We start from the raw sequence: 21,098 nt of genomic DNA on the forward strand, positions 1-21,098 counted from the left end.
CATTTTGTTATTTTTGTTTGAGATTAACCAACGTCTGGTTTTTTTCTTCCCACACGCGGTTTAATTCACTTTGAAAGCGTACTCTAAAGTCAGGATCATTAGTGTAATCACCAATTAAGTCGTCACTAACGCCTTTTACTTCAACATGTACATCAATGTGTTTTACTTTACCGGCTGCAAAATCCATAAAGGTAGGAATGCCCTCAGGGTAATGAATAGTGACATTTACCACTTTAGAAATTTGCTCACCCATGGCTTGCATTACAAACGCCACACCACCCGCTTTCGGTTTAAGTAAGTGAGGAAACGGGCTATTTTGACGCGCATGCTTTTGCGCTGTAAACCGCGTCCCTTCAACAAAGTTAACCACACTGACTGGCATTTCTTTAAATTTTTCACAGGCTTTACGGGTGGTTTCTAAATCTTTACCACGCAATTTAGGATTCTTTTTTAATTGGCTTTTATTGGTACGGGTCATAAAAGGAAAGTCGAGTGCCCACCAACACAAACCTAAAACAGGTACGTAAATAAGCTCTTTTTTCAAAAAGAAGTTCAAAAAAGGTATTTTTCGGTTAAACACCCGCTGTAACACTAAAATATCCACCCAGCTTTGATGGTTCGCAATAACTAGGTACCAATCTTTTAATTTAAGCTCTTCAAGGCCAATAACATTAAGTTTAGTTGGCGTTAATAACGTTTGATTTAACGTGTTGAAGGTCACCCAAATAGAGGCACATTGCTTGGCCGTCCAGCTCATTAATTTTTGTAGTGGTTTGATTGGGATTAACTTAACGATGCCACAAATAAAAATAGGCACAAACCAAAAAAGAGTGTTTATTGTATAAAAGAAAATACTAAATACACTGCGAATAACTGACATTACTTCTATTCCTTTAAACATCGCGCAGCCACTAAGACCGCGCTTAACTATGCAACTAAATTAATCTTCAAAATAGGTGTAGCCCTCAAGCCCTGCATTGAGCTCGGCTAGGTACCCTTCTTTACAGTGTTCTGATACATCAAGTTTATTAATTTGAGTGGCAAAGTTATCAGCTAATAACTCGCTATCATAATCAACAAATTTTAATACATCCTTAACGCTGTCTCCTTTAATGGCATTGGTTAATACATATCCCTGCTCATTAAGCTCAACATGGACTGAGTCGGTATCACCAAATAGGTTATGTAAGTCACCTAAAATCTCTTGGTATGCCCCCACCATAAACATGGCAATATGATACTGCTGACCTTGTGTATATTCAGGGATAGGTAAACTAGTTTCAATACCTGCACCTTCAACGTACTCACGTATTTGCCCGTCAGAATCACAAGTAATGTCTTGGATAATCGCGCGCTGAGTAAGCGGCTGCGTTAGATTTTCGATGGGCATGACCGGAAATAACTGCTGAATACCCCATACATCAGGTAATGACTGAAACAATGAAAAATTCACAAACAGTTTATCGGCTAGCTTTTCGTTTAAATCATCCAGCACTTCGCGATGAGCGCGTGCGTTAACGCTTAACGATGCACGAACTCGGTGTAAAATCGTAAAGTAAAGCTGCTCTATTTTCGCCCACTCTAGCATGCTCACTAAACCATGCACGTATTGATCGTGTGCTTCGCTAAATAAGTGCATAGCATCATGATATATTTCAAGTGCCATACGTGGGTTCAAACGTTGTAAGCATTGCCACATTTCATCTAGCACTAATGCGCTGTTTTCCAATGGCGGTTCTGGGTTTAAATGATTCGGTGCTTTTTCTACATCAATGACATCGGTGATCAACACTGCATGATGAGCCGTTAATGCACGGCCAGATTCTGTAATAATAGCAGGGTGCGTTAAGTTATGCTGATCGCACACATCGGCAAATGCATTCACTACATTACGCGCGTACTCTTCGACTGTGTAGTTCATTGAGCAGGCACTGCGTGAGCCTGAGCCTTCGTAGTCAACGCCAAGCCCGCCACCCACATCAACCGTATTTAGCGGTACACCGTATTGAGTTAATTCAGCAAAATGGCGAGCACATTCGCGCAAGGCACGATGGATATCACGAATATTGGCGATTTGAGAACCAATATGAAAATGCACCATTTGCATTAAATGCAACTTGCTATGTTGCTTAAGTACTTCCACTGCACTGAGTACTTGTCCTGCGGTTAAACCAAACTTACCTTTTTCACCACCGGTATTTTGCCATTTACCTTTGCCAACCGAATTTAAGCGAATACGAATTCCAATAGCCGGTTCAATGCCTAAATTATCAATTTCTTCAAGCAATGTGGTTAGCTCTGAGAGTTTTTCAACCACAATTTTAACGCTGTGTCCCATTGCTTGACCAATACAGGCTAAACGTAAAAACTCGCTGTCTTTGTAGCCGTTACATACAATAGTAATAGGCTCTTTCGCCACCCCTAAAATGGCCATTAGTTCAGGTTTAGAACCAGCTTCAAGTCCCACTAGGCCACTTGGGTGAGCTAATAACTTACTCACAACAGAGCGCTGTTGGTTTACTTTGATAGGATAAACACAGGTGTATTTGCCGTTATATTCACGGTTAGTGCGCGCTTGAGTAAAGGCATTGGTGAGCGTATCGACACGATTTTTTAAAATATCAGTAAAGCGCACCAGTACGGGCAATGTTAACCCTTGCTGCTTAAATTGCTCAGTAAGCTGACTTAAAGAAATGGCAGGTTTTGTTTGGTCGCCATCAGGATAGGCTATCAACTCACCTTGTGCGTTAATATCAAAATAACCATCGCTCCAATGAGCAACATTGTATGTAGCACGTGCTGTTTCTAAACCCCAAGTCATGGCAACTCTTCTTTATTAAATTAGGTGTAAAGGGGCATTTTAATACGTCACTATCTGCTAAGCTAACAAAAATTGAACTTTCCCCTCTTTATAGCTAACTTTATTCGCTAAAGAGAGTAAAATTTGATTGAGCAATAGGCCAAGCACTGGCAGAATTGCCTCCTTTTTTTCATACTCAACCAAAAGTGTAACAACAACTATGGCAAATTTAGATCAAAGTAAGTGGTTTACTGAAATTAGCGACCGCGATGGCAGCGCATTTTCATTACGTATTAACAAAAAGTTAGATGAAAAACAGTCTCCTTTTCAAAAAGTAGAAATGTTTGAAACCACAGACTTTGGTAATTTAATGATCATTGATGGTTGTACTATGGTAAGTAGCCGTGAAAACTTTTTTTACCACGAAATGATCAGCCACCCAGCATTACTGGCGCATCCAAACCCAAAAAACGTAGTTATTATTGGTGGCGGCGATTGCGGTACGTTACGTGAAGTGCTCAAGCACCCAAGCGTAGAAACTGTAACTCAAATAGATATTGACGAAGTGGTTACCCAAATGTCGTTAAAGTACTTCCCAGAGTTATGTGAATCAAATAATGACCCACGTGCTACTGTGATGTTTGACGATGGCATTAAATACATGCGCGAAGCAGCTGGTGAGTCTATTGATGTAGTGATTGTTGATGGTACTGATCCGGTAGGCCCAGGTGAAGGTTTATTTAACCATGCGTTTTATACTAGCTGTTTAAACGCACTTCGCCCTGGTGGAATACTGGTACAACAAAGTGAATCGCCATTAATGCATATGCCACTGTTGGTTGAAATGCGCGAAGCTATGCTAAGTGTTGGTTTTAACGATTTACAAACACTCCCATTCCCACAACCTATTTACCCAAGTGGGTTATGGTCAGTGACGCTAGCTCGCAAATCTGAGGCATTTAATGGCTTTAGAGAAGACGGCGCAGCAACAATTGCACAGCATAGTGAATACTACAATGGCGGCATTCATCACGGTGCACTCGCAACACCTAATTACATGAAACGCGCTTTTGATAAAAAATAATAAGTTATAAATATAAAACAGGGCTCGCTAGAGCCCTTTTTTATGTGTTTAATTACACTGAATACGTTTGCAGTCATCTCGTAATAACCCCACCTTCACTTTATGCTCATAGTCTACAATTTGACATAAAGGACACACAATGAGATTACCTTTACTGCTAGTTGCTTTACTTTCAAGCAGCGCTTTTGCAAAAGAAGCCATGCTGGAATCGCCTGATCAAAAAATTAAAATCACCATATCTGATCAATCTTCATCTCCTTACTATTCTATTAGCTTTAACGGTAAACCTGTTATTACGCAGTCACATTTAGGTTTTAGATTTAAAAGCCAAGCGCCATTTGATGAAGGTTTTGTTATTAGTGAAGTAACTCGCTCACAAACAGATAGTCAATGGCAGCAACCTTGGGGAGAGCGTCAAACCGTTGTCGACAAGCACAATGAAATTGCCGTTACCTTTAATAAACCCGCACCCCACGGTGGCACATACACAGTGCGATTTAAAGCCTTTGATAGCGGTGTGGGATTTCGCTATGAAGTCCCTAAACAAGCCGGTTTTGAAAAAACAGAAATTACTAAAGAGCTGACCGAGTTTGCCATCGCCGGTGCCGATAAAGCCACTGCATGGTGGATACCTGCTCGCGGTTGGAATCGTTACGAATATGTCTACAACACCACAGCCTTACAAGATGCTGCACTCGCTCACACCCCTTTTACTTTTAAAAATGGCAACGGCGTGCATGTCAGTATTCATGAAGCAGCCCTAGTCGATTATGCGGGCATGGTGCTTAACCAACGTCGCCCAGGCACTTTTAGCGCCGATTTAACGCCATGGTCAGATGGTATAGCAGTCAAAAAGCACGGTGCATTTAATACGCCTTGGCGCACCATTCAAATTGGCGAACATGCGGTAGACTTAGTTAATTCAGATATTATTTTAAATCTAAATGAGCCAAATAAGCTCGGTGATGTGTCCTGGGTTAAACCAGGCAAATACGTAGGTATTTGGTGGGGCATGCACATCAATGAGAATACTTGGGGTAGTGGCGAAAAACACGGTGCTACCACAAAAAATACTAAATACTACATGGACTTTGCCGCAAAATACGGCTTTGATGGTGTATTAGTTGAAGGTTGGAACACTGGTTGGGATGGCGACTGGTTTTTTAATGGCGATGTATTTAGCTTTACCCAAGCATATGATGACTTTGATATTGAGGAGCTTACCCGCTACGGTAAGCAAAAAGGGGTGCAGTTAATTGGCCACCATGAAACTTCAGGTAACGTAACAAATTATCGTAATCAAATGGAAGACGCTTTTGCGCTTTACGAGCAATCAAATGTAAGCCAAATTAAAACCGGTTATGTGGCCGATGGTGGCAATATTAAACGCATTGATGAAAACGGCATTGCCCGTTTTGAGTGGCATGACGGCCAATTTATGGTTAATGAGTACTTATACAACGTTAAGCTAGCTGCAAAACATAAAATAAGTATTAATACTCATGAGCCAATAAAAGACACCGGCCTTCGCCGTACTTACCCTAATTGGATTGCTCGTGAAGGCGCTCGCGGCCAAGAATTTAACGCATGGGGCACGCCACCCAATCCACCAGAGCACATTCCAATGCTTGCTTTTACGCGTATGCTGGCAGGCCCAATGGACTTTACGCCAGGTATTTTTGATATGAGCTTTAATGGCTTAGGTGGCGATACAAATCGCCCGCAAACAACACTTGCAAAGCAATTAGCACTTTATGTTGTAATGTACAGCCCAATTCAAATGGCGGCTGATTTACCTAAAAATTATTTAGCTAAGCCCGATGCTTTTCAATTTATTCAAGACGTACCGACCGATTGGCAACAAAGTATTGCGCTTGATGGAGAAGTAGGCGACTTTATTGTATTTGCACGAAAAGAACGTAAACGCGATCATTACACTGGTAATGACTGGTACTTAGGCGCTGTAACTGATGAAAACGCCCGCACCATTGAGGTTAAACTCGACTTCTTAGATAAAGATAAACAGTTTGAAGCGCAAATCTACAAAGATGGTGATAAGGCAGAGTGGAAGAACAACCCTTACGATTTAAAAATCGAAAAACGCACTGTTACCGCAAATGATAAACTCACACTAAAATTGGCCACCAGTGGTGGTACAGCCATTCGTTTTAAAGCACTATAAAATGGTTAAAGCTATCCGCATATAACGGCGGATAGCTTTATTTAGTTTTGATTAACCACTTTAACCGGTAAATATATTTGCGCACTTAAACCACCTTCAGGGCGATTAGAGAGCACAACCTTGCCATTATGCATGTCTATAATGCGTTTAATAATAGCTAAGCCTAAACCACTGCCTTCACTGCCTCGTGCAGCGTCACCTTGCTTAAATGGTTCGAACACTGATTCTAATTCACTCTCAGGAATACCTGGGCCATTATCGTTAACCGCAATAATGACGTACTTTTTATTGCTATTAAAATAACTTTGCACCTCAATATCCCCTTGCGAGTAACGCAGTGCATTTTCAATCATATTCGTCACTACTCGCTTAATAGCCACTGAGCTTATGGGAATATTACCTAGGTTAGGATTGCTTTCAAACGTAATAACACGTTGATGCTTTAATTCACTTTGTACGACTTCGGCTACTAACGCATTGATATCTTCATAGCTTTGTTCTTCACGTTTATGATGGCGTAAATATTCAATAAACTGATCAATAATGCCATTCATATCTTCAATATCGTAAATAATACCTTCGCGTAAATAATCATCTTCATCAACCATCATTTCTGTGGCTAACCGAATACGGGTAAGCGGTGTGCGTAAGTCGTGAGAGACACCGGCCATGAGTAATCGACGATCATTTTCAAGGGCTGCTATACCTCGCGACATTTGGTTAAAAGCGCGCGTTACCTCAATAACTTCGCTTGAGCCTTGTTCTTGTAACTTAGTACTAAAATCACCAACGCCTACTTTTATTGCCGCTTGTTGCAGTGCTTTTAATGGTCGGTTCAAATGCCTTGCAAATAACCACCCGCCTAATACACTTAAAAAGCCTATACTGGATAAGTAAAAAGTTAAAAATTCAAGATTACTTTCTTTAAATCCGGTTAAGGGGACTTTAACCCAATAGCCCGGTGCTTGCGGGGCTTCCACCCAATAAATAAGTGGATCGGTTTGACTAATGCGTACCCGAGAAAACCCATTCAACTGCTCTGACATACTTCGCGATAGCCCTGAATACTCACGACTTTGCCCTAAGCCATTGCGCATCGCTTCACGCTGAGTCATCACCTCAATACCGGTTATTGCAAAAAACTTTTCTGAAACTTCATCGGTTACTTCAACACCATCTTCCCAGTCAATAAATACAGTTTTAATTTGCTTAGCAAGCATCAAATTAACTTGCTCAATGGTGGGTTTAACAACATATAAACTTACTGTGACGTAGGATACAATTTGGTTAATCAGCAACAAAGCTGCTACTAAAAAAACAGTTTGCCCAAACGCACTACGTGGAAACATCCCCATAATTATTACTTTTCACCATCAGGAACAAACACATAACCTAATCCCCATACAGTTTGAATATAACGCGGGTTAGCCGCATCCACTTCAATCATACGGCGAAGGCGTGACACTTGCACATCAATACTACGCTCTAGCGCACTGTAATCACGACCTCTTGCCAAGTTCATTAATTTATCACGACTTAACGGCTCTCGAGGGTGAGATACCAACGCTTTTAATACGGCAAATTCACCACTTGTGAGCGATACGGTATTATCCCCCTCGCTCATTTCTCGTGTGGCTAAATTTAAAGTAAATTTACCAAACTCAATTAAATTCTCTTCTGCTGAAGGTGCCCCTGGCACTTCTTTTGATTGGCGGCGTAATATTGCTTTTATGCGGGCAAGTAACTCACGTGGATTAAACGGTTTAGGAATATAATCGTCAGCACCGAGCTCCAAACCAATAATGCGGTCTACTTCATCACCTTTAGCGGTCAACATCACAATTGGGATTTGGTTTTCTTTTTGACGTAACCGTCTGCAAATAGAGAGCCCGTCTTCTCCAGGCAGCATTAAATCAAGCACCATTAAGTGAAAGTTTTCACGCTCAATAAGCCTATCCATTTGCTGTGAATCGGCGGCTGTTCTAACAATAAATCCTTGCTCTACTAAATAGCGCTCAAGCAAACTGCGCAAACGTTTATCGTCATCAACCACTAATACTTTTACTGTCTCTTGTCCCATAATCTGTTGCTTATTTTTATAATTTATTAATAGTTAATATAAATGAAAAACTTAATAATAAAAAACTAATTAAGTGCTTAGATTGTTACTGAACATTTCAAACCCATTGGTGGCTATTTTATCTCGACAAGCTGCCTTTATTTTAATACCGTGCCACACATGAAAATTAAACAAGAACACGGCGTGAAAACAAACTTAATTACTCGCGAAGGTTATTTACAACTTCAGCAAGAACATGACCATCTTTGGAATGTAAAACGCCCAGAAGTCACTAAAATTGTGAGTTGGGCTGCAAGCCTTGGTGATCGCTCTGAAAATGCAGACTATCAGTATAACAAGCGTCTATTACGCCAAATAGACCGCCGAGTGCGCTATCTACGTAAGCGCATCCCCGATTTAAAAATTGTTGATTACTCACCCGTACAAGACGGCAAAGTTTTTTTTGGTGCTTGGGTTGAAATAGAAAACGAGGCTGGGGAGTGTAAAAAGTTTAGAATTGTCGGTCCCGATGAAATTTATGATCGTAACGATTACATTTCTATTGACTCACCGATGGCGCGAGCACTATTAAAAAAACAAGTAGACGATGATTTTGAGGTCATGACCCCTCAAGGTGCTAAGCAATGGTATGTAAATAATATTTCCTACCAAAAATAAAACGGCTTAGTTTTGATTCAGATCATATTAACTTTTTATTGTTTATATTATCTGAGTAAGCTATAACTAAAGTAACTCAAGTTATGATGTATTAATTTGAGAGTAGTTAATTAAGGTCGTCACTATGTCAAACATTACAGCGCGCATATTACAAAATGCCCTATTGTTTACACTCTTTATGAGTGTAAGTTTGACATTGCATGCAACACCCAAAAATACGCAAATTGATGCTGGTTTTACACCTGCAGAATTTATTGTTTGCGACTCTCCTGACCAAGCAAACCTCGACACCGATATAGATTCTCATGTCGGTGTTATTGCGCTTAGAGAAATTCAACCACTTCCTTTAGCGTTTTACTTTCATTATGAAAGCAGCCTTTTAGTCACACCTTACAGCCATGCACACCCGCGAGCGCCACCCGTTATTTAGTTTAATAACTTGCTTTTAAACATTATTAAATTTTATAACTAATTAGGTGGATATTATGTCTAACTTTAAAGAACTCCGTACCCAAGATATTTCGCATGGCACTATTGCGAATACATTTACTAATGAAGCTGTCATTGATTTAACTTCACCTGCTACACAAGTGGTGACTAGTTTTACTGATACAAGCCCGATGCGTGCATCGTTTGATACAACAATTGAACAAGCGTCAAAACAGTTAACGACTCAACGCTCTGATTTTATTTTGGTAACTGATGAGCAGCAAAAGCTAGTAGGTATAGTGGCGAGTGCTGATTTACAAAGCTCAAAAATCATGATTTTAGCACAGCGTTTAGGCTTGCCTCGTAGTGAAATTAGCTTGCGCTATTTAATGACACCGCTAAGTAATTTAATGGGTGTAAGTATGAAAAGCTTAAGCTACTCATGCATTGGTGATGCACTGCAAACTATGGAACATCATGGCGCTATGTTTTTATTAGTCACTGCGGCTAATAATGAAATAAGTGGTTTAATTTCAGCACGCGATATAGCACGTAAGCTGCAAATTCCTGTTCATATTAGTCCAATAGCGCACACATTTAGTGAAGTACTCGAAAGTATAGAGCACCCTCACTAAATCAGCTTTTTATTAGTATAGTTCCAACCCCAGTAATGGCATCTTAAAGCAAGTAAAATAGCTTGCTTTAAGAGCTTTTTATTACCTTCCCCTGTGATATTATTCAAGACATTGACGCATCAGTTAACTTCTTAGCTGGTCTTATTTTTTGTATTAAAAGGTTTTTGCATGAGCGATATCTCTGCACGTTTAGCAACTGAGCTAAATGCACAGCAGCAACAAGTGGTTGCAGCAACAAAGTTACTTGATGAAGGCGCAACCGTCCCCTTTATTGCCCGTTACAGAAAAGAAGTGACCGGTGGATTAGATGACACCCAACTACGCCTTCTAGAACAACGTTTATCTTATTTACGTGAACTTGAAGAGCGTCGTGGCTTTATTCTATCGACGATAGAATCTCAAAATAAGCTTACCGGGGAATTAGCAGCTGATATAAAAGCAGCGCAAAGTAAAACCGAGCTTGAAGATTTATACTTGCCTTATAAGGCAAAGCGTCGCACTAAAGGTCAAATCGCTATTGAGGCCGGTTTAGAACCTCTTGCTAATGCGTTATTTAACGACCCAATGCTCGACCCAGAAGCTGAAGCTGCTCACTATATTAATGCCGATAAAGCCATTATTGATACAAAATCAGCCCTTGATGGTGCCAAATTTATTCTAATGGAGCGTTTTGCTGAAGACGCTAAATTACTCGCTAAGTTTAGAAGCCATATTAGTCAAAATGGGGCGATTGAGAGTAAGTTAATTGACGGGCAAGAACAAGCAGGTGCTAAATACAGAGACTACTTTGAACATCAAGAGCCGTTAAAAAAAGTGCCCTCGCACCGTGCATTAGCCATGCTAAGAGCACGTAATGAAGGCATTTTACAGTTAACGATTAACCCTGAGCCAAGTGCTGAAAATCCAGCCCAGTTATGTGCCCAAATGATCAGTGATCATTACCGCCTAGATATTAAAAACAAACCTGCTAGTGCATGGTTATTAACTGTGGTGCAGTGGGCATGGAAAATTAAGCTTGGGCTACACTTAGAAAACGAGTTTTTAGCCGCAATGCGTGAAAAAGCCGAAACCGGTGCCATTGACGTATTTGCTAAAAATTTAAAAGATTTATTAATGGCAGCGCCTGCAGGCCCTCGCACGACACTTGGTTTAGATCCTGGCTTGCGTACTGGTTGTAAAATTGCGGTAGTCGATAGCACAGGAAAACTGCTCGCTACACAAACAATCTTCCCACATGCACCGCAAAATCATTGGGATAAATCACTGCGTACGCTCGAGCAATTATGTCGCCAACATAAAGTTGAGCTTATTGCGATTGGTAACGGCACTGCTTCTCGCGAATCAGATAAACTGGTTGGCGAACTTATCAAAGCCAACGCCGAGCTTAAACTGAATAAAATTATGGTCAGTGAAGCCGGCGCTTCGGTGTATTCTGCGTCTGAATTTGCCGCTAATGAGTTCCCAGATTTAGATGTATCTTTACGCGGTGCAGTATCTATTGCACGTCGCCTACAAGATCCATTAGCTGAACTAGTTAAAATAGAGCCTAAGTCTATCGGTGTAGGCCAATATCAACACGATGTATCACAAAGCCAACTTGGGCAAAGCCTAATTTCTGTAGTAGAAGACTGTGTAAACAGTGTGGGGGTTGATTTAAATATGGCCTCAGTGCCTTTGCTTGCACGTGTTTCTGGCTTAAACAAAACGTTGGCTCAAAACATTGTAAACTACCGTGACACGAATGGGTCATTTACAAAACGTAGTCAGTTGAAAAAAGTAGAACGCTTAGGGCCAAAAGCATTCGAACAAGCGGCCGGGTTTTTACGCATTAATAATGGCAGCGATCCGCTAGATAACTCATCAGTTCACCCTGAAGCATACCCAATCGTTAAGCGTATTTGTGAACATAATCAGGTAGACGTAAATAACTTAATTGGTAACAGTGAATTTTTAAGTAAACTCGCTGCAAACGACTATATTGACGATAAATTTGGCTTACCAACCGTGACTGACATTATTAGCGAGCTTGATAAACCAGGTCGCGATCCACGTCCTGAATTCAAAACCGCGGAGTTTAAAGCCGGTGTTGAAAAAATTAGTGACCTTAAGCCTGGTATGATTTTAGAAGGTGTGGTTTCTAACGTTGCTAATTTTGGTGCATTTGTTGATGTGGGTGTTCATCAAGATGGACTCGTGCATATTTCAGCTATTACTAACAAGTTTATTTCAGACCCACGCGAAGTGGTTAAAGCAGGTGACATTGTTAAAGTAAAAGTGGTTGAAGTCGATGCTGCCCGTAAACGCATTAGTTTTACTATGCGCCTAGATGACGACATAGACACCAGCAATAAAGCAGCAGCTGCAGCACCGCAAAAGCCTCGCAGCAATAATACAAACCAAGCACGAGCGCCTAAGCCTAAACGCGATACAGGCAATGCGATGATGGGGAATGCCTTTGCTGACGCCTTTGCTAACGCAAAAGTGAAAAAGTAATTTAAACGATATATTTAAAAATAAAAAAACCGCCTAGGCGGTTTTTTTTATTTTTAATCAGCTAAATTTGCGCTGAAAATTCGCTCTGAATCGCGGGGGATGTGGCCAGTTGATAAAAGCTAGCAATGCGTCCTGCACGCGCTTCAACTTCAATATCACGCGATTGTTCTTCGCTTTTAGCGGTTTTTACTTCTGAACTTTCACTATTAGAAAACGACGCACTGACTCTGCTTTTATCTTCGCTGCTGTCTTCGTCATCAGCTGAAGCTAACTCAGCTTGTGCGGCAGCCATTTTCTGTGTGGCGTCTGCCGCAATCGCTCTGTCGGCACCTGAGGGTTCTGCTGGTGCTAGTGCAGCAGCACGTACCGTTTGCATTTTATCGATGGTTGCTTGCGGATCGCCATTGATAATCCCAACATCAATCGGTACTTCACCACCTACGGCATAATTAGTGCCATCGGGGCCTCTTTGGTATTCGTAACTGGGTGAACCGGCATATTGTCCACCAACAGCCGCATGCGCTTGCTCGTGGGTTCGCACTTCGGTATCGCGAGCTTTGAGCTCTTTAATTTGTTGCTGTTCTTGCTCAAGTTGAAGCTCTTCTTGCTCAAGTTGAAGCTCTTCTTGCTCACTAACTTCTTCGGCAGCTTGCTGTTTTTCTTGCTCGGCATCATCTTGATCACTATCAGCATTGCCTTCGCGTTGTTCAATAATTTTGTTGTCTGCAATTTTGCCGCTTGCAGTATAAGTTGAACTATCGCTGTTACCAGGTAGTTTGGCTTTTTCTGCATCACTTTGAGCTTTGTTTTCAGTACTACCAGCGGTGTTTGCAGCGGCTGGGGGAATGACTTCACGTAACTGATTGTCACGCCGAGCAGTCTCCGTATAAACATTTGCAGTGTTTATATTGATAGACGGAAACGGCGTGACGATATTCATGAGGAATTACACTTTGATATCAACTAAAGTGCCTAGTACATCATCTGCAGTTTGAATTGATTGCGTGTTAGCCTTGGCATTAAACTCTTCAACTTTTAAGTTTACTAATGCATCATCAATTCGTGCAGGTTGGGATACCGGCGCGGTTACGGCTTCTTCAGGGCGAGCAGCCGTTAATTGACGTTGCTGCGCTAATTGAGAATCATCTTGCTGCTCTATGCTGGCACGGTTAATCTCAGCGCTGGCCTTTTCAATACCTTGGCTGGCTCTATTAAACCCTTCAACACCGCTATTAAATACAGATCCAATCGGCATAATAATAAACCTCCACCAAATAAATATTGTTTAATTATCGCTCAAAAATCACGCAAAATAAAGCTTTAAACCGCTGTATTCATGGCTTTGCTTCAAAGCATTGATTTAACGGCAGATAAAAATTCTTTTTTATGAGAAATAAATGGCGCATGGGATGCTTTGTCTATCACTTCGTACTCAAAGCCAGAATTAAGTGCGACCATTTTTTCAATTGCTCGATAAGGAACGAGAGAGTCTAAACGCCCAAAAATTCCACTAATCGCGACGGGACAGTGAGAAAATAATTCACGTAAGTCTTCACTTTGCAGTATATCTAACCCCGCACTCAATGCTTGGTTACTCGGCGGCGGTGACTGACTCAATAGTTGTTTTAGCTGTTTTACATCATCTCGCGCCGACTCACTGCCCATCGCTTGAATCGCCAAAAAGCGCTCTATCGTTTTTGAACGCTCTTGCAATAGCTGTTCTTTAAACTGTGTGAGCACTTTAGGTTTAATACCTTCCCAGGGCAATTGCTCTACAAAAAAAGGAGTGGAGGCAACTAAAATAACTTTTGACACTTTTTCTGGCCAATGTTTGGCAATATAAATGGCAAACAAACCGCCTAAAGACCATCCCATCAAAACAGATTGTGGTTTTAATTGCTGACTCACCAGCTGAGCTGCATCATGTAAAGTATACGGTTCCAAAGAGACATCATGAGCACCGTAACCAGGTAAGTCTAAACTACGTACCTTACCAGAATATAAAAATTCTAATTCTGGTTTTATTAACTGCCACACGCCTTGGTTCATTCCCCAACCATGCAACAACACACATTCATTTTGCATATTTGCCTAACCTTAACCAAACTTAAATCTATGATAGCGTTTTAGGGGGAGTTTGTAATGAGGAGAATCAGCGAATGAAACTTAGCCTAACTGATTGGCTGTTTCCCTCGTATTGCGTGTTGTGCCAGAATCAGATACACAGCTCACTGGGACTATGTCAGTTTTGTTTAGATGACCTGCCTTTGCTAGATTTGGCTGAGTATGACAATTTATTTTACCGCCCAGATATTGTAGAAATGTTTCCTAACTGCAGCTTTGAGAAACTATTTGCCTGCGCTTTTTATCAACCCCCTTTTGATTTATGGCTAAAACAACTCAAATTTAATAATCAAATTCATTACAAAAAAGCACTGCAGCAAGTCATCAAAAAACAACTTACTATTTTTACTAATAAACAGCATTTAGCTGCTGCTGTATTTATTATTTTACCTTTGCACAAGTCGCGTTTTTTTAGTCGAGGATTTAATCAGGTTACCCAAGTATGGCAGCCTTGTTTGTCATCCTTTAAGGTCTTGAATAATGTTTTAATACGCAATAAAAACACCTCGGCACAGTCACAACTGAGCAAAACAAAGCGGATAAAAAATTTACAGCAGGCTTTTTCATGTACTGCCAATTTAGAGGGTAAAACGGTGGTCATTATTGATGATATTATGACCACCGGTGCAACACTCAATGCAGCCACCTTGTCGCTAAAAGAAGCGGGCGCTAAACAAGTCTGGGCATTTACGACCTGTTTAACGCCACTTTAGATTTAGTTACCACTGACGCGAAAGGTATGACCGAAAAATAAAGCGTTACTTAATAATCGGCTGGTGCCATACCAGTAACCTCTAAATACAGGGTTGTCTGTCATCGCAATCACACTACCTCGACCATAAGAGTGAGCCATTAGCGCAGCACCGCCGGCCACTTGCTCTACATTAACTGCATCAGTAAAACCAGCAAGTAACGGCTGTTGTGTATAGGTGAGTATATTTACAAACGGCGCTTGCGAGGCTTCAAGTAACCAGGTACTGTTTTTAAATACTGGCAGAGTGTCACGCTTAAATGAAAACGTCAGTGGGTGCGTTGTATCTACATCAGTATTAAATATAGCGCCTGCAATACGCTGGCGACCCGCTAGATGGTCTTTGTCTGCATATTTTAAACCTTGAGTATCAAATGCGCTGGCAACATCTTTACGTGATAAGTAGTTTGCTTTTAATAACTGCTGATCAGCTAAGAACTTTGCCCCGCCTTTATGACCCCAAATAACGCCGCCTTTTCTCACCCAGCTTTTAATTGCCACTTTGTCGGTATCAGATAACGTCGAATAATCGCCATGCGCCAAAACAATATGGCTGTAATTACTGAGCTCTAAAGACGCTAAACGGTTCATTTCAACAATGGTAGGCGCTACGCCTACAAAGCGTTCTAGGTAATACCACACTTCACCTGCTTCATATTGGCTAACCCCTTTACCGCCAACTAATAACACCTTAGGCGCAGAAACAACCGCCATAGAGCGCGAGCCTAAGTCGGCACCTTTACTGGTTAAGCCTGTGGTAATTGGCTTAATTTCAATATCAAATTGGCTTTGTGCTTGGTTTAGCTTTGCCACCCAATCAGTCTCTGTTTGCAGTCCTGCAGGGATAATAATACTGCCAGCATCAAAATTTATCTCATTACTTGTTGATGTTGCGGTTAATGGCTTTAATGCAACACGCGCTTTAATGCCTTGCTGTAATAAACTATTGAGCATTTTTGGGGCAAGCATGTCGTCCCAAGCAAATCCGTAGGCATAGTTTTTAGTTAGCGGCGTTAAAACAGGCTGTTTTGCTTTTTGCCAAGCCGTAGTATCAACCTCTAATCCCCAGCGGCTGTTTACTTTAGCAAATGGTAAATTAAACGCATGCGCTAATGTCCAACCTGATACATCGTAAAAAGTGTTATCGGCAAAGTTTTGCTGTTCACTAAAAATAGCTTTAACTAATCGGTATTGTGGTTGCGCAAGCGGCACAAAATAGCTATTAGCGGTAAAGTTTTTACCTTCAGCTTTTAGTCCCTCTTTAACTGGATAAGCATTAATTTGGTGCTGTTTAAGTATGCTTAAAAAGTCGTTAGTACGTGTTTTGTCTTCCCCACCTTGAACAATATAGCCTTGATAGTCTTCATCTTTGGCAAGCTCAACCGCTTTGTTATAAAAGTTAGCCTGATACTCAAGTAAAGCTTGGCGGTTATCAATCGCCGCTTTAAACGTTGATAAGCTCGTTAAAAGTTGGTTTTTAATCGTAAACGCAAAAGTTAGCGGGCCATTGATCGTTTCTTGAATATGACCGCGAGAACTTGCTTGTTCAAATAAAATACCGACACCACCATTTACATCAGGGTAAGTTGAACCTTTGCCATAATAAAAGTCATCAAAGCTTTCTTCTGTAAAATACAGTGCGTTGTTTTCATCTAAAGTTTTTGCATGATAATTTGCAATTGCTTTGGTTAAGCTCACATTTTCTTCAGGGGTAATGGGGTGTTTACGACTTGGGATCCCTGGTTGAAAAAAGTAGCTACTGTTTGGTCCCATTTCATGAAAGTCAGTTAAAATATTAGGTTTCCAATAATGAAACTTGGCTATACGCGCTCGCGACTCAGGGTGCTGCAGTAAAAGCCAATCACGATTTAAATCAAACCAGTAATGATTGGTACGGCTACTTGGCCAGCTCTCTACATGCTCACGCGTTTGCGGATCTGACGATAAGTTCATTCCACGATTACTATTAGCCCAATTAGCAAAACGTGCTAAGCCGTCTGGGTTAAGTGCCGGGTCGAGTAAAATCACCGTGTTGTTAAGTAGCTCATTTATTTCATCACCTTGCGCGGCTGCTAAATAATAAGCCACTAGCAAGGCAGCATTACTCCCTGACGATTCGTTCCCATGAACACTGTAACCCATCCACACAACGCTTGGCTGCTCTGCTAATTTATTGTTTGAGTTATTTAGACGAGCTAAGTGTGCTTGGCGAGTTTGTTCTATATTTTTTAGTTTGTTAGCTGCGGTAATAGTGAGCATAACTAGTGGGCGCTGCTCGTGGGTACGACCTATTACTTCAAAATTAACTCGATCGCTTTTTTGAGCTAAAATTTCCATATAGCGTACAAGCTGATCATGCCTTACATGCCATTCACCCACTTGATAACCAAGTACTTTTTCAGGTGTTGGAATGCTGGGATCAAATTCAACCTGTTGCTCAAAATAATACGACAGGGGCTTTGCCGCACTTGAAAAACTGGCTAGTATCACCATTACTGTAAATATAAACCGCATATAAATAACTCTAAAAATGTTTGTTAATTGCACGCTACCATTGCTTAAAATAGATGCCAACTTTTTACGCTCAACACTAGCCGCAACACGATGAGCGGAGTATGATATGCAGTATCCGAGTAATTTAGTCAAGTATAGACGGTTTTATGATTTCAATTTCCGAAACAGCGCAAGCGCATTTTGCTAAGCTATTAGCAGATCAATCTCAACAAACGAATATTCGTGTGTTTGTTGTTAATCCTGGTACATCACAAGCTGAATGTGGTGTTTCTTATTGTCCAGAAGACGCGGTAGAAGAGAGCGATATTCGCCTAAACTTTAACGGTTTTGACGCTGTTGTTGATGCCGAAAGCGCGCCTTTTTTAGCCGAAGCTGAAATTGATTTTGTTACTGACAAAATGGGCACGCAGCTAACTCTAAAAGCGCCTAATGCTAAAGCACGTAAGCTAGGTGAAGACGCAAGCCTAAATGAACGCGTTCAACACATGTTAGAAACAGAAGTTAACCCACAACTTGCAAATCATGGCGGCCAAGTAAGCTTAGTAGAGATCACCGCTGCTGGTATTGCTGTGCTTCAATTTGGTGGTGGTTGTAATGGTTGCTCTATGATTGATGTCACACTAAAAGAAGGCATTGAAAAAGAAATGATTGCTAAGTTTGATGAGATCACCGGTGTGGCTGACATAACCGATCACGAAGCTGGCGAGCACTCTTATTACTAAGTATTAACCCACTATGCTAAAGCCACTCATTTACCGCTTAGGGAGCGACCCTAAGTTGAGTCTAAAGCGCTTTTTTCTCGGCCTAGCACTGTTTGTGCTGGCCGTGATATTTATCACTTTGGGTTATTACAGTCATTATAGTTTACAAGTCATTGGCATAGTAATTTTAGCGCCGGCATTGTTTTTTGCATTCTGGGGCTACGCGGGTATTTTTGCCAATCGTTTTTCGCAAGTATTGAAAAACATCCCTGCCAAAAATAACGACCCCGATCTGTGGAAATAACGGTTTAATCAAGTAATTGATTATTAGTTTTTAGCTGCTGATATTTAATTATAAGTGTTACACCCCGCATTAGCATAAAGCAACTCATTGCCAACCATAAGCCATTATTTTGCCATTCCTTAAATAGCCAAAACACCCCAAAAAAACCTATTGTCGCCGATAACAGCATACTATTTCGCATTGCTTTAGCACGTGTTAAACCAACGAATATACCATCAAACAAAAAACAACTCATCGCTAAAATTGGCAGCACAATTACCCACGGTAAGTAATGAGTAGCTTCTTCAATAACCTCAGGTACATTAGTCAACAGCTTTATAATAGAGCTGCCAAATAATATAAAAAATACACTATACAAAATGCCAAACAACATGCCCCAAAATACGCTTATTTTTACCCATAGCCTTATCTTTTCAACACTTTGTTGACCTTTCGCTTGGCCTACTTTGGCCTCGCTCGCATAAGCAATTCCATCAAGCGCAAAGCTGACCAACATTAAAAAGTTGAGTAGTACCGCATTGGCTGCCAATGTAGTTTCACCTATACGTGCAGCATAAAAGGTCATAAAGCTAAAACATAACTGCAATACTAAAGAACGAATAAAAATATCGCGATTTAAACTTAATAATCCTGCCATTTTTTCTATGCTAAACCAATTTGCAACCGCTAAACTTATGCCCTGTTTTTTAGCTAGCTGAACCACTAACAGCAAAGCAAAAATTAAAGCCGTGTAATCCGCTATTAATGATGCCCAAGCCGCCCCTGCAACCGCCCAATCAAGATAAACTACAAAATAAATGTCGAGTACAATATTGGTAATATTAGTGACTAACAATAAATAAAATGGCCCTCGCCCATAATGAACGCCGAGCATCCAGCCTAATAAAACTAAGTTACATAGCGCAGCAGGGGCACTAAAAATACGAATACTAAAATACCGATAGGCCTCATTGAGCACATCACTATTGGCAGCAGATAAATAAGCAATGGCGTGTTTTATAAGGGGGGATAATAAAATCAGAATTAAAGCTACGCTGCTGGCCAATAACAAACTGCGTTTGAGTAAAGCTGCCAGCTGAGTTAAATCATTTTTACCGTAAGCCTGTGCCACCAGCCCAGTGGTGCTCATTCTTAAAAAACCAGCAAGCCAAAATAAAATGGAGATCACGGTAGAACCTAAGGCAATTCCCGCTAAATAATGCGCACTCCCCAGGTGACCAATCACTGCCGTATCAACAATTCCTAACAACGGCACAGTAATATTTGATAATATCATTGGACCGGCTAACAACAACAAGCTTTTATGGTGTGCTTTATTATGTATAAGAAATTGTTTCATTTAGTATTATTGTTCCTGATTTGTGGTTCTTTACGTGCGCAAGCAGCTGTTATTCTACAGTATCATCACGTCAGTGAAACCCTTCCCGCGGTGACCAGTGTAAGCGCCAACACTTTTACTAAACACTTAAATTATTTAAAAGAGCATAACTTTAACGTTATTCCACTAAACGAGCTGATTAGCGCATTAAAACAAGGTAAGGCTTTAGACGATAAAACGCTCGCGATTACTTTTGATGATGGATACAACAATAACTACGAACAAGCTGCGCCTATTCTTGAGAAATTTGGCTATCCGTACACTATTTTTGTAAACCCAAAACTCATTGATGAACAAGCGGGTTATGTGATGGGATGGGATAAGCTCAGAGAGCTGGCAAAAAAAGGCGCCCTTATTGCCAACCATAGTGCCGAGCATAACTATCTGCATAAAAAGCGCGAAAATGAAACACAAAGCCAATGGCGTGAACGCACTAAAAACGACATTCTTAGTTCACAGCAGCGTATTAAAGAAGAAATAGGCCACGATTATAAATACCTTGCCTATCCATACGGAGAGTTTAACAATCAGCTACAAGCTCTCGTTACTGAACTAGGCTTTATTGGCATTGGTCAGCACTCTGGTGCAGTTAATCAACATTCTAATTTTAGCCGTTTACCACGTTTTCCCGCATCTGGTTTTTATAGCAAATTAGATACGTTAATTACCAAGCTCAATTCAACTGCTTTTACTATTAATAAATTAACCTATGAAGATAGTGTAACCACACAAAATCCACCGTCGTTAACTATAAATCTAGAGACTGATGATTTTCATAAAAGCCAATTTGCCTGTTATGTATCAAGCGTTGGGCAAGCTGATTTAAATTGGTTAAACGATAATACGGTTGAGGTGACCTCGCCAAAGCAGCTTAATAAAGGCCGCTCTCGCTTTAACTGCACCGCTCCCTCAATAAAAAAAGCAGGCAGTTATTATTGGTTTTCACAGCCTTGGGTGATCAATTAA

General features: G+C 40.8%; 19 protein-coding genes. 10 read left to right on the top strand and 9 right to left on the bottom strand.

Annotated features, from left to right (window positions below; all coding sequences use genetic code 11):
* Positions 1-7: 7 nt before the first annotated feature.
* Together QL986_RS13920 and speA are read right to left on the bottom strand one after the other, a co-directional pair.
* A complete protein-coding gene (locus QL986_RS13920; protein ID WP_290191655.1) occupies positions 8-880 on the bottom strand; it encodes an acyltransferase in 873 nt (290 codons plus the stop codon).
* Between the two features lie 60 nt (positions 881-940).
* Positions 941-2,821 (bottom strand): biosynthetic arginine decarboxylase, encoded by a 1,881-nt coding sequence (gene speA / locus QL986_RS13925; protein WP_013466095.1) that lies wholly within the window; start codon positions 2,819-2,821, stop codon positions 941-943.
* A 199-nt stretch (positions 2,822-3,020) separates the two neighbouring features.
* On the opposite strand from speA, the gene speE reads away from it, so the two are divergent.
* Together speE and QL986_RS13935 are read left to right on the top strand one after the other, a co-directional pair.
* Positions 3,021-3,884, top strand: a complete 864-nt coding sequence (gene speE / locus QL986_RS13930) for a polyamine aminopropyltransferase (RefSeq protein WP_013466096.1) — start codon at positions 3,021-3,023, stop codon at positions 3,882-3,884.
* Positions 3,885-4,023: 139 nt separating this feature from the next.
* Positions 4,024-6,066 carry a glycoside hydrolase family 97 protein gene (locus QL986_RS13935; protein ID WP_016899330.1) on the top strand — a complete coding sequence of 681 codons (2,043 nt, stop codon included), beginning with the start codon at positions 4,024-4,026 and terminating at the stop codon, positions 6,064-6,066.
* A 41-nt stretch (positions 6,067-6,107) separates the two neighbouring features.
* Here QL986_RS13935 and envZ read toward each other — a convergent pair whose 3' ends face one another.
* Both envZ and ompR read right to left on the bottom strand, forming a co-directional pair.
* Positions 6,108-7,421, bottom strand: a complete 1,314-nt coding sequence (gene envZ / locus QL986_RS13940; protein ID WP_016899331.1) for a two-component system sensor histidine kinase EnvZ — start codon at positions 7,419-7,421, stop codon at positions 6,108-6,110.
* 5 nt (positions 7,422-7,426) lie between these two features.
* Positions 7,427-8,146 carry a two-component system response regulator OmpR gene (gene ompR / locus QL986_RS13945; RefSeq protein ID WP_016899332.1) on the bottom strand — a complete coding sequence of 240 codons (720 nt, stop codon included), beginning with the start codon at positions 8,144-8,146 and terminating at the stop codon, positions 7,427-7,429.
* Between the two features lie 183 nt (positions 8,147-8,329).
* On the opposite strand from ompR, the gene greB reads away from it, so the two are divergent.
* The 4 genes from greB to QL986_RS13965 all read left to right on the top strand — a co-directional run bounded on the left by greB (position 8,330) and on the right by QL986_RS13965 (position 12,360).
* Positions 8,330-8,803 (top strand): transcription elongation factor GreB, encoded by a 474-nt coding sequence (gene greB / locus QL986_RS13950; RefSeq protein ID WP_024602196.1) that lies wholly within the window; start codon positions 8,330-8,332, stop codon positions 8,801-8,803.
* Positions 8,804-8,927: 124 nt separating this feature from the next.
* Complete coding sequence (locus QL986_RS13955; protein WP_024602195.1) at positions 8,928-9,233, top strand: hypothetical protein; 306 nt, start codon at positions 8,928-8,930, stop codon at positions 9,231-9,233.
* Between the two features lie 55 nt (positions 9,234-9,288).
* Entirely contained in the window at positions 9,289-9,867 is a 579-nt protein-coding gene (locus QL986_RS13960; RefSeq protein ID WP_013466114.1) for a CBS domain-containing protein, read from the top strand.
* Positions 9,868-10,035: 168 nt separating this feature from the next.
* Complete coding sequence (locus QL986_RS13965) at positions 10,036-12,360, top strand: Tex family protein (RefSeq protein ID WP_024602194.1); 2,325 nt, start codon at positions 10,036-10,038, stop codon at positions 12,358-12,360.
* 61 nt (positions 12,361-12,421) lie between these two features.
* Here the strand turns inward: QL986_RS13965 and QL986_RS13970 are convergent, their stop codons facing one another.
* The 3 genes from QL986_RS13970 to bioH all read right to left on the bottom strand — a co-directional run bounded on the left by QL986_RS13970 (position 12,422) and on the right by bioH (position 14,445).
* Positions 12,422-13,300 (bottom strand): putative metalloprotease CJM1_0395 family protein, encoded by an 879-nt coding sequence (locus tag QL986_RS13970; RefSeq protein ID WP_024602193.1) that lies wholly within the window; start codon positions 13,298-13,300, stop codon positions 12,422-12,424.
* Positions 13,301-13,306: 6 nt separating this feature from the next.
* A complete protein-coding gene (locus tag QL986_RS13975) occupies positions 13,307-13,615 on the bottom strand; it encodes a hypothetical protein (RefSeq protein WP_008112879.1) in 309 nt (102 codons plus the stop codon).
* Positions 13,616-13,707: 92 nt separating this feature from the next.
* Positions 13,708-14,445 carry a pimeloyl-ACP methyl ester esterase BioH gene (gene bioH / locus QL986_RS13980; protein ID WP_013466117.1) on the bottom strand — a complete coding sequence of 246 codons (738 nt, stop codon included), beginning with the start codon at positions 14,443-14,445 and terminating at the stop codon, positions 13,708-13,710.
* A gap of 74 nt (positions 14,446-14,519) precedes the next feature.
* Between bioH and QL986_RS13985 the strand changes: the two genes are divergently transcribed.
* Positions 14,520-15,197, top strand: a complete 678-nt coding sequence (locus tag QL986_RS13985) for a phosphoribosyltransferase family protein (protein ID WP_016900084.1) — start codon at positions 14,520-14,522, stop codon at positions 15,195-15,197.
* A 2-nt stretch (positions 15,198-15,199) separates the two neighbouring features.
* Here the strand turns inward: QL986_RS13985 and QL986_RS13990 are convergent, their stop codons facing one another.
* Positions 15,200-17,749 carry a M14 metallopeptidase family protein gene (locus QL986_RS13990; RefSeq protein WP_290191656.1) on the bottom strand — a complete coding sequence of 850 codons (2,550 nt, stop codon included), beginning with the start codon at positions 17,747-17,749 and terminating at the stop codon, positions 15,200-15,202.
* A gap of 146 nt (positions 17,750-17,895) precedes the next feature.
* Between QL986_RS13990 and nfuA the strand changes: the two genes are divergently transcribed.
* A complete protein-coding gene (gene nfuA, locus QL986_RS13995) occupies positions 17,896-18,471 on the top strand; it encodes a Fe-S biogenesis protein NfuA (protein WP_013466120.1) in 576 nt (191 codons plus the stop codon).
* 13 nt (positions 18,472-18,484) lie between these two features.
* Positions 18,485-18,754: a hypothetical protein gene (locus QL986_RS14000; RefSeq protein ID WP_024602191.1), complete on the top strand. Its 270-nt coding sequence runs from the start codon at positions 18,485-18,487 to the stop codon at positions 18,752-18,754.
* 4 nt (positions 18,755-18,758) lie between these two features.
* Here QL986_RS14000 and dinF read toward each other — a convergent pair whose 3' ends face one another.
* Positions 18,759-20,093, bottom strand: a complete 1,335-nt coding sequence (gene dinF / locus QL986_RS14005) for an MATE family efflux transporter DinF (protein ID WP_076916068.1) — start codon at positions 20,091-20,093, stop codon at positions 18,759-18,761.
* Between dinF and QL986_RS14010 the strand changes: the two genes are divergently transcribed.
* Entirely contained in the window at positions 20,073-21,098 is a 1,026-nt protein-coding gene (locus QL986_RS14010; RefSeq protein WP_024602190.1) for a polysaccharide deacetylase family protein, read from the top strand. The two genes, dinF and QL986_RS14010, sit on opposite strands and share 21 nt — an antisense overlap.

It is taken from the genome of Pseudoalteromonas sp. APC 3250 (genome assembly GCF_030407915.1).
Lineage (GTDB): Bacteria > Pseudomonadota > Gammaproteobacteria > Enterobacterales > Alteromonadaceae > Pseudoalteromonas > Pseudoalteromonas tetraodonis.

Coding starts and splice junctions, on each gene's coding strand:
- QL986_RS13970 (WP_024602193.1), bottom strand. CDS start 13,300: ATGAATATCGTCACGCCGTTTCCGTCTATCAATATAAACACTGCAAAT.
- QL986_RS13955 (WP_024602195.1), top strand. CDS start 8,928: ATGTCAAACATTACAGCGCGCATATTACAAAATGCCCTATTGTTTACA.
- QL986_RS14000 (WP_024602191.1), top strand. CDS start 18,485: ATGCTAAAGCCACTCATTTACCGCTTAGGGAGCGACCCTAAGTTGAGT.
- QL986_RS13990 (WP_290191656.1), bottom strand. CDS start 17,749: ATGCGGTTTATATTTACAGTAATGGTGATACTAGCCAGTTTTTCAAGT.
- ompR (WP_016899332.1), bottom strand. CDS start 8,146: ATGGGACAAGAGACAGTAAAAGTATTAGTGGTTGATGACGATAAACGT.
- QL986_RS14010 (WP_024602190.1), top strand. CDS start 20,073: ATGTATAAGAAATTGTTTCATTTAGTATTATTGTTCCTGATTTGTGGT.
- bioH (WP_013466117.1), bottom strand. CDS start 14,445: ATGCAAAATGAATGTGTGTTGTTGCATGGTTGGGGAATGAACCAAGGC.
- nfuA (WP_013466120.1), top strand. CDS start 17,896: ATGATTTCAATTTCCGAAACAGCGCAAGCGCATTTTGCTAAGCTATTA.
- QL986_RS13960 (WP_013466114.1), top strand. CDS start 9,289: ATGTCTAACTTTAAAGAACTCCGTACCCAAGATATTTCGCATGGCACT.
- QL986_RS13965 (WP_024602194.1), top strand. CDS start 10,036: ATGAGCGATATCTCTGCACGTTTAGCAACTGAGCTAAATGCACAGCAG.
- QL986_RS13975 (WP_008112879.1), bottom strand. CDS start 13,615: ATGCCGATTGGATCTGTATTTAATAGCGGTGTTGAAGGGTTTAATAGA.
- speA (WP_013466095.1), bottom strand. CDS start 2,821: ATGACTTGGGGTTTAGAAACAGCACGTGCTACATACAATGTTGCTCAT.
- QL986_RS13985 (WP_016900084.1), top strand. CDS start 14,520: ATGAAACTTAGCCTAACTGATTGGCTGTTTCCCTCGTATTGCGTGTTG.
- QL986_RS13920 (WP_290191655.1), bottom strand. CDS start 880: ATGTCAGTTATTCGCAGTGTATTTAGTATTTTCTTTTATACAATAAAC.
- envZ (WP_016899331.1), bottom strand. CDS start 7,421: ATGGGGATGTTTCCACGTAGTGCGTTTGGGCAAACTGTTTTTTTAGTA.
- QL986_RS13935 (WP_016899330.1), top strand. CDS start 4,024: ATGAGATTACCTTTACTGCTAGTTGCTTTACTTTCAAGCAGCGCTTTT.
- speE (WP_013466096.1), top strand. CDS start 3,021: ATGGCAAATTTAGATCAAAGTAAGTGGTTTACTGAAATTAGCGACCGC.
- dinF (WP_076916068.1), bottom strand. CDS start 20,093: ATGAAACAATTTCTTATACATAATAAAGCACACCATAAAAGCTTGTTG.